Origin of the sequence: Streptomyces bohaiensis (genome assembly GCF_012033785.1) — a bacterium.
GTDB classification, from domain to species: Bacteria; Actinomycetota; Actinomycetes; order Streptomycetales; family Streptomycetaceae; genus Streptomyces; species Streptomyces bohaiensis.
Window position 1 is genome coordinate 1 of record NZ_JAAVJC010000231.1, and the last position, 7,503, is coordinate 7,503.

Annotated in this window: 5 protein-coding genes, 1 tRNA gene and 1 other RNA gene; 4 read left to right on the forward strand and 3 right to left on the reverse strand. The window is 73.1% G+C overall.

From position 1 onward, the window contains the following. A partial coding sequence (locus HCN52_RS19435; protein WP_209314745.1) for a Pycsar system effector family protein occupies positions 1-615 on the forward strand: 615 nt, incomplete at its 5' end. Positions 616-713: 98 nt separating this feature from the next. On the opposite strand, the gene HCN52_RS19440 is transcribed toward HCN52_RS19435, so the two are convergent. Beyond that, positions 714-1,871, reverse strand: coding sequence for a hypothetical protein (locus tag HCN52_RS19440; RefSeq protein ID WP_168089740.1), 1,158 nt, complete (start codon positions 1,869-1,871; stop codon positions 714-716). Between the two features lie 221 nt (positions 1,872-2,092). Here HCN52_RS19440 and HCN52_RS19445 point away from each other — a divergent pair, with 221 nt between their 5' ends. Then, on the forward strand, positions 2,093-2,680 hold the full coding sequence (locus HCN52_RS19445) for a cysteine hydrolase family protein (RefSeq protein ID WP_209314746.1): 588 nt from the start codon (positions 2,093-2,095) through the stop codon (positions 2,678-2,680). A gap of 56 nt (positions 2,681-2,736) precedes the next feature. Here HCN52_RS19445 and HCN52_RS19450 read toward each other — a convergent pair whose 3' ends face one another. Further along, the gene (locus HCN52_RS19450) at positions 2,737-5,361 is read right to left on the reverse strand and encodes a GmrSD restriction endonuclease domain-containing protein (protein WP_168089741.1); all 2,625 of its coding nucleotides are present in this window, start codon (positions 5,359-5,361) and stop codon (positions 2,737-2,739) included. A gap of 276 nt (positions 5,362-5,637) precedes the next feature. Continuing rightward, positions 5,638-5,722: transfer RNA gene (locus tag HCN52_RS19455), tRNA-Ser, on the reverse strand. A 164-nt stretch (positions 5,723-5,886) separates the two neighbouring features. Here HCN52_RS19455 and ffs point away from each other — a divergent pair. Together ffs and HCN52_RS19465 are read left to right on the forward strand one after the other, a co-directional pair. After that, positions 5,887-5,981, forward strand: an RNA gene (gene ffs / locus HCN52_RS19460) — signal recognition particle sRNA small type. 135 nt (positions 5,982-6,116) lie between these two features. Beyond that, a partial coding sequence (locus HCN52_RS19465) for a DNA polymerase III subunit gamma and tau (protein ID WP_168089743.1) occupies positions 6,117-7,503 on the forward strand: 1,387 nt, incomplete at its 3' end.

The window sequence follows — 7,503 nt, forward strand, 5'->3', positions numbered from 1 at the left end:
CGGCCGGGCGGCGCCGTGGTCGTCCCCTTACCCGCCCGCCGCCGACGGGGGGCGGGCGGGCCCAACCCGGCGAGGCCGCGCCGCCCGCCCGCCCTTCGGGACCGGGGCCGGGACGAGGACGGACAGGCCGGCGGTGTGGTGGCGGCGATCGAGCGGTTCGCGGCCGCCAACGCCGCCGAACTGACCCGCGCCGACACCAAGGCCGCCGTGCTGCTCGCCTTCACCGGCGCGGTCATGGGCATCGCGGTCAGCGGCGTCACGAAGGGGCCGCCGGACGCGGCGGGGTCGGGCGGTGTGCTGTGGTGGTCGGGGGTGGCCTGCGGGCTGCTGGCCGTCGGCTGCTTCGTCCGCGCCATCGCCCCCCGCCACCGCATGCGCGGGGCCGGTGCCCTGCGGACGGCACCCGGCTACTTCCAGCACGTCACCGGGGAGATGACCGGCGAACGGCTGCGCCGGGCGTTCGAGCAGATCGGCCGGGACCCGGCCGCCCCACTCCTGGCGTCGCTGGAGCGCACCAGCCGGATCATCCGCGTCAAGTACCGCTGGATAGAGGCGGGCACCGTGCTGCTGTTGGTCGCGCTGCCGCAGTACGCGCTGCTCGTACGCCCGGGGTGACGGGCGTCCGGCGGGCCCCTCGGGGACGACGCTGCCCCGCCGGGGGCCGGCGGGGCAGCGGTCGGGAGCGGGCGGGGCAGGCGTGTGCGCGCCGGTGGTCAGGCCTTGGCGTGGGCGCGCTCCACCGCGGTGTCTCGCACCCGGCAGAACTCGGCCGCCGGGTCGGACGAGTAGCGCCACGGCACGGCGCCCACATACCCGTCGACCAGGCGGAACTGCTCCAGCGCCGCCTCGTCGCGCTCCTGCATGGTCAGGAACGCCGCCAGCAGATGCCGTACCTCAGCCGTGCGCGGCCCGTCCGGGTCCGCCGCCGCGACGTCCAGCAGCGCCGCGTCGACCCGCTTGACCATCTCCGGCGTGCAGTCCTCGGAGTCCGGCGCCCCGGTGTTCAGCGCGTACTCGTAGTGGGCGAGCAGCGGCATCGCCGAGAGCAGACTCCCGGGAGGCGCGTTGTTCGCCGCACGGGTGGCGAACCCCATCGCGAGCTCGTGCGAGCCGCGCCACTTGGCGCTCCAGTACTGGAGCGCGGAGAAGTGGGCCTCGTAGTGGTGGGGCGCACGGGCGGTGATCTCCTCCCACAGCGCGTGCATCACCTCGTGCGGGTAGCCGAGGCCGAGGCCGATCCAGATCTCACAGATGTAGGGGGTCGGGTCCGCGGGGTTCAGCTCGGCAGCACGCCCGTTGATGCCGCGGGCCCGCACCAGAACCTGGTGGAAGTCCCGGAACTGCTCGTCGGTGGTGTGCGAGGCCAGCTTGGCGCCCCGGAACTTCCACGCGCGAATGACGGCGCCCCTGCCGGCGACGACGGCCGCGTCCGCCGAGTCGGGACGTTCGGCGTCCCACTCCCGCAACCAGGTGTCGTCGACGGCGGCGACCTCACCGAGCTGGAAGGCGAGGGCGGAGCGGCGCTCCCAGTCGTCGCCGGTCTTCTCCATCAGCTCCGCCGCGGGGCGCCACGCGCCACTGCGGGCCGCTTCGACCGCGAAGACGACCTCGGGCTGCTCCGCCCTGCTGGTCTTGGTGTTCTGGCGATCCGGTGGCAGCAGGCCGAGAGCGGCGACCTGGTCGGACATCACGTAGCCCTCGTCCTCCGCGGTCGCGGCCGTGTCCTCGTCGTCGACCGTTCCGTCGTCCGGGTCGGTGTCCGAGGTGGGGTTGCGATACTCGCGGACGAAGTCCAGCACGAACGAGCCGACCAGCCAGATCACGAAGACTGCGGTCGGTATCGCGAAGATCAACAGGATGACGAGCAGCACGGCGTGTCCACTTCGGTCGCTACAGATGCCGCCCCACGCGGCGCGCGATCATAACCCGTCACTGAACGGGCACAATCAATCGGTGCCCCTCAACTCCGGGCTCGTCATGGTCACATGAACGTCACGCGTCCTCCACGGATTTCCCGTGGCCCGCCGAGCGGTCGAAACCCGTCCCGGCAGGGCAGGCTGACGCGGAGGATGCGCGGAGGAGAGGAGCGCCGATGGCTGGAGCGAGCGGCGTGGTGAACGTCGACGGCGCGGCGCTGGTCGTGGTCGACGTGCAGAACGGCTTCATCAACCAGCACACCGAGCACCTGCCACCCGCGATCGCCGCGCTGGCCGGCCGCTGGCGCGCCGCCGGCCGACCGGTGGTCCTCACCCGCTACCTCAACCACCCGGGGAGCCCCTTCGAGCGCCACCTCGACTGGACCAGGCTCCGGTCCGCGCCGGAGACCGACATCGTCTCCGCACTCGCGCCGCTGGTACCGGACGCCCACGCCGTGATCGACAAGCCGGGCTACACCTGCTTCACCCCCGCCGCCGACGCGCTCATCACCGCGGCCGGCTGGACCGACCTCGTCTTCTGCGGCATCGCCACCGACTCGTGCGTCCTCAAGTCGGCGGTGGACGCCTTCGAACGCGGCCATACCGTGCGGGTCCTCACCGACGCCTGCGCCAGCGACGCCGGACCCGCCGTCCACGCCGCCGGCCTCGTCGTCGCCCACCGCCTCATCGGCGCCACCGGCCTGATCACCACCCCGGACCTCCTCGCCCGACTCCCCGAGCCCGGCGGGCATCCCGGCGACTGACCCCCGGGGCACCGCGCCCCGGGCCGCCGCCCGCGCTGCCGCCCCGGACCGCAAGGTCAGGGCCGGTCGCGCTGCTCCCAGCAGTCCCGGAACCACGCAAGCGTCGTGAGCAGCCGCTCCCGGTTCGCCGCGTCCTCCAGGACGGCGAGGCGGAACGTGGGGCGCAGCGCCAACTTGCCCTCCGGGATCGCGACGCCGTCCACGGCGTTGAGCCGGTTCAGCAACTCCACGCGCCGCTCCCGCTCAACGAAGGGCTCGCGGCGGGCCATGTGCGCGAACACCACCTCAGCGGTGCCGCCCCGCCCGCTGCCGGGGTACAGCGTCAGCGGCCAGATGCCCTGGCCGGGCAGCCCTGCGCGGCCCAGCATCAGATACGCGCTGGTGGTGACAGTGCCCGAGCCGTGAGCGACCCAGCCGTCGAGCTTCTCCCACCCGGCGAGCAACTCCTGTACCGCGGCGACGGTGGCAGGCGAGTCGTCCGCCGCCAGCTGCCGCAGGAACCGTGCGGCCCGTGTCTCCCCGCCGTTGTCCGCCCGCCCGACAGCCACCGGCGCGGCAGCCACCGGCGGCGCGGACTCCGCATCCCCGCCGCCCTCCGCGGTGTCGAGGAGCACTGCCAGATCGTCCACGCTCAGCCGCTGCGCCGGATCGGCGCCGCCACCGGCCGCGAACCGGACCCCGTCCGCCGCGAGCCGGGAACGGACATCGCCGCCGTCCGACCCCGTCCACCGGAAACCGTCCGCCACCCTGCCGTCGGCGTTGAGGACCCGGTAGGCGTTGACCACACCCTCGGTGTTGGCCAGGTGCGCCCCCACCGCTTGCGCCCCCGAACCGACGAACGCGGCGAGGTCGCCGTAGGAGGTCCAGGTGCCGTGCGGCAGCACGGCGAGCACCTGGTGGGCGAGGCGCCAGTCCCGGCTCCGCTCCGCGCGCCCCCGGCGCTGCTGCGGGGCGGGCCAGATGCGGACCGCCCGGTCGGCGAGGTCGTCGGCCCGCGCCAGGATCTGCTCCACACCCCAGCGGTCGGTGGCGGCGATCCGGCGGTTCATCTCCAGCCGACTGCTGTCCAGCAGCCCCTGCTTGCGCTCGAAGGGATGGTTGGACAGCTGGGCGTTGACGCCGGTCAGCGTCAGGTTGCCGAGCGTGTGCAGTAGCCGGGCGTGCAACTCCTCCGCCGACTCGCCCTGCGCCGCGCTCTCGGCGTCCTCCGCGAGCACCCGCAGCCACGCCTCGCCGGGCGACTGCGGCATCACGTGCTCGATGGTCAGCTCCGCCGACGCGAAGTCGACCGGCTCGGGATGCTCGTGGCTCTCCTCCAGCCGCTGGAGGACGATGCGGCGCTGGTTCCACCGCCCGTACTGGTAGAACGGCGCCCCGCGGAACCTCTCCCGCAGTTCCTCGTCGTCCGGCCAGAACCGGTTCGCCGCGGAGAGCAACCGGTGCAGTCCGTCCGCCACCCCCTCGCCCTGTGGCAGCTGCGCCGGCACCGACTGGAAGATCCGGTTGAGATTGTTGGTGGGCACCCGGCAGATCATTCGCCGTGCCAGGAAGCTCTCGATGTACGACAGGGCACGGGCCGCCTCGGCGGCATCCGCAGCGCCCCGGTCGAGCTGTTCCAGCACCACCATCAGCGCGGGGTAGGTCACCACTGCCTGCCACTCCCGCAGCCGCTGCAGCGCACCGCGCAGCACCGGGTCGGGCTCCTCCGCCGGCCGGACGATCCGCCGGAACAGGAAGCTGCGGCGGTGCAGTTCCCTGACGTAGTCCTCAATGCCCGCCTCGGAGGCGGCCTCCCCGCCCGCGCCGGGCTCGAAGCGCTGCTGCTGCGCCGTGTAGAGGTCCCGGCGCCGCACCCGGTCGTCGCCGTCGAGCACCAGCTGCAGCCACATCAGCTGCTCCAGCTCGTCGTTGGTCAGACTGCTCTGCAACGGCAACCAGCTGTGCTCGTAGACCTCCTCGCCCCGGGTCGGCAGCCGCATGAACAGGTAGTTGCGCAGCAGGTCGGCCTGACTCAGCTTCAGCCCGGTGTTGTTGAGCGACTCGAAGATGCGGTGCACGTTGTCGCCGCGCTCCGCCGTGATGGTCACCAGCATCAGCCGGGAGGTGACGGCCTGCTCGATCCGCAGCACCTCCCGCACCCCCGCAGCGGCGTCGGTCGCGGCTCCGGCCAGGTCGGCGAGCTTGCGACGGAAGAAGCGGTACGCCGTGACCACCCGGTCGTCCGGGAGCTGTTCAACCTGCGCCCGCAGCACGTGGGCGGCGTACTGCGGCCGGTCCGCCTGTGTCGGCAGCAGGCGGAAGTGGTCGTTCCCCTTCTTGCGCTTGTTGACGAGGTACTCCTCGTCGATGCGCTCCGCCTCGTCCGGGTGCGCCTCGGCGAGGTGGTCGCGGATCGCGGTCAGCACGAGCGAGAGGGTGGTCAACCGCTGCTGGCCGTCGACGACCAGCCAGCGGGGGAACGTCGCCTCGTTCTGCGGCGACGGCGCGAGGACGACGGAGCCGAGGAAGTGCGTGCTCGCCGCGGTGTCGACGTCCACCAACTCGGCCTGGTCCAGGATGTCGAGCCACAGCTGCGCCAGCTGCTTCTCCGTCCAGGAATACGTCCGCTGATAGAGCGGCACCTGGAACTGCTGCGCCCGCCCCTGCACCAGATCCGCGAAGTGTGATTCCGCAGCCCGCATGTCCCTCGTCCCCCGTCGTCACGACCAGTCGGTCCTGGTGCAGACGATAGGACCCGCCACTGACGGCCGACCGGCACGTCCGCCCGACGGTCCACCTGCCGAGACGCTGCCGGCTTCCCGGCACCGGCGGACGGACGAGACGTGGTCTCGCTGCTTCGCGACGAACGCCCGAGAGCCCCGCTGTGGACAACGGCCGGGACAACGGGTGCGGGACAACGACGTAGGGCCCCACCGCCGAGGCGGTGGGGCCCTACGTTCAGCCCGGTGAAGGCTGGGCGGAGGATACGAGATTCGAACTCGTGAGGGTGTGAACCCAACACGCTTTCCAAGCGTGCGCCCTAGGCCACTAGGCGAATCCTCCGCCGAGAACTGTACAAGACGTGAGGGGGTGCTCGCGACCATGGACCCCGGCGGCCGGCGCCTGCCGGGGCCCGTCGCCGCGGTGTGCGGCTACCGCCGGACGGGTGACCGCCCGGCGCGGGGGCGGGTGGGGGCGGAGCGTGCCGGGAATCGGGTAGGCTGGCGTCAGCCCCTCACGCGGCGCTATCTGACTGAACTCCCCCAGGGCCGGAAGGCAGCAAGGGTAGGTTGGCTCTGGCGGGTGCGTGGGGGGCGTAGTCGTTCCCCGGGCACCCCGCCGGTCCCCGATGCGCCGCTCCCGGCGCGCTCCGTTCGGTGATCGTTCCCGGCCCACGGGCACCGGCTCGGATGTGCGGCGGGACGGGTTGTCGGTCGGGGCCGATATCGTCGTGAGTGTGTCGTCCCTCGCGCTGTACCGCCGTTACCGCCCCGAGACCTTCGCCGAGGTCATCGGGCAGGAGCACGTGACCGACCCGCTGCGGCAGGCCCTGCTGAACAACCGCGTCAACCACGCGTACCTCTTCAGCGGCCCGCGCGGGTGCGGCAAGACGACCAGCGCCCGCATCCTGGCGCGCTGCCTCAACTGCGCCCAGGGCCCCACCCCCGATCCGTGCGGCGAGTGCCAGTCCTGCCAGGACCTCGCCCGTGGCGGGCCCGGCTCCATCGACGTCATCGAGATCGACGCCGCCTCGCACGGCGGCGTCGAGGACGCCCGTGAGCTCCGCGAGAAGGCGTTCTTCGGCCCGGCCTCCAGCCGCTACAAGATCTACATCGTCGACGAGGCGCACATGGTCACCTCCGCGGGGTTCAACGCCCTGCTGAAGGTGGTCGAGGAGCCGCCGGAGCACCTCAAGTTCATCTTCGCCACGACCGAGCCGGAGAAGGTGATCGGCACCATCCGGTCGCGGACCCACCACTACCCCTTCCGGCTCGTCCCGCCCGGCACCCTCCGCGACTACCTCGCCGAGGTGTGCGAGCGCGAGGCGATCCCGGTGGACGGCGCGGTGCTGCCGCTGGTGGTGCGGGCGGGCGCCGGCTCGGTGCGTGACTCGATGTCCGTCATGGACCAGCTGCTCGCGGGCGCCGCCGACGACGGGGTGACCTACCCGATGGCGACGGCGCTGCTCGGCTACACCGACAGCGCGCTGCTCGACTCGGTGGTCGACGCCTTCGCCGCCGGGGACGGCGCCGCCGCCTTCGAGGTGGTGGACCGGGTGATCGAGGGCGGGCACGACCCCCGCCGGTTCGTCGCCGACCTGCTGGAGCGGCTCCGGGACCTGGTGATCCTCGCGGCGGTGCCGGAGGCCGCCGACAAGGGGCTGATCGACGTCCCGGTCGACACCCTGCAGACGATGACGGCCCAGGCGAACCGCTTCGGCCCGGCCGGGCTCAGCCGCGCCGCCGACCTCGTCAACAACGGACTGACCGAGATGCGCGGCGCGACCTCGCCGCGACTCCAGCTGGAGCTGATCTGCGCCCGGGTGCTGCTGCCCGCGGCCTACTCCGACGAGCGGTCGCTGCAGACCCGGCTGGAGCGGCTGGAGCGCGGAGGCTTCGCGCAGGCTGCCGCCGCGCCTGCCCCGGCCGCCGCGCCCGCGCCGGCCGTTCAGCAGCCGCCTGCCCCGGTGGCTGCTGCCGCCGCCCCCGGTCAGGCGGCCCCCGCCGACCAGCCGCCGTACGACCCCCCGCGGGCGCAGCACGCCCCGCCCGCGGCCCCGCACCAGGCGCCGGCACCGCAGCACGTCCCGCCCGCCCAGCACCAGCCGGCGCCTGGTGCGGGGC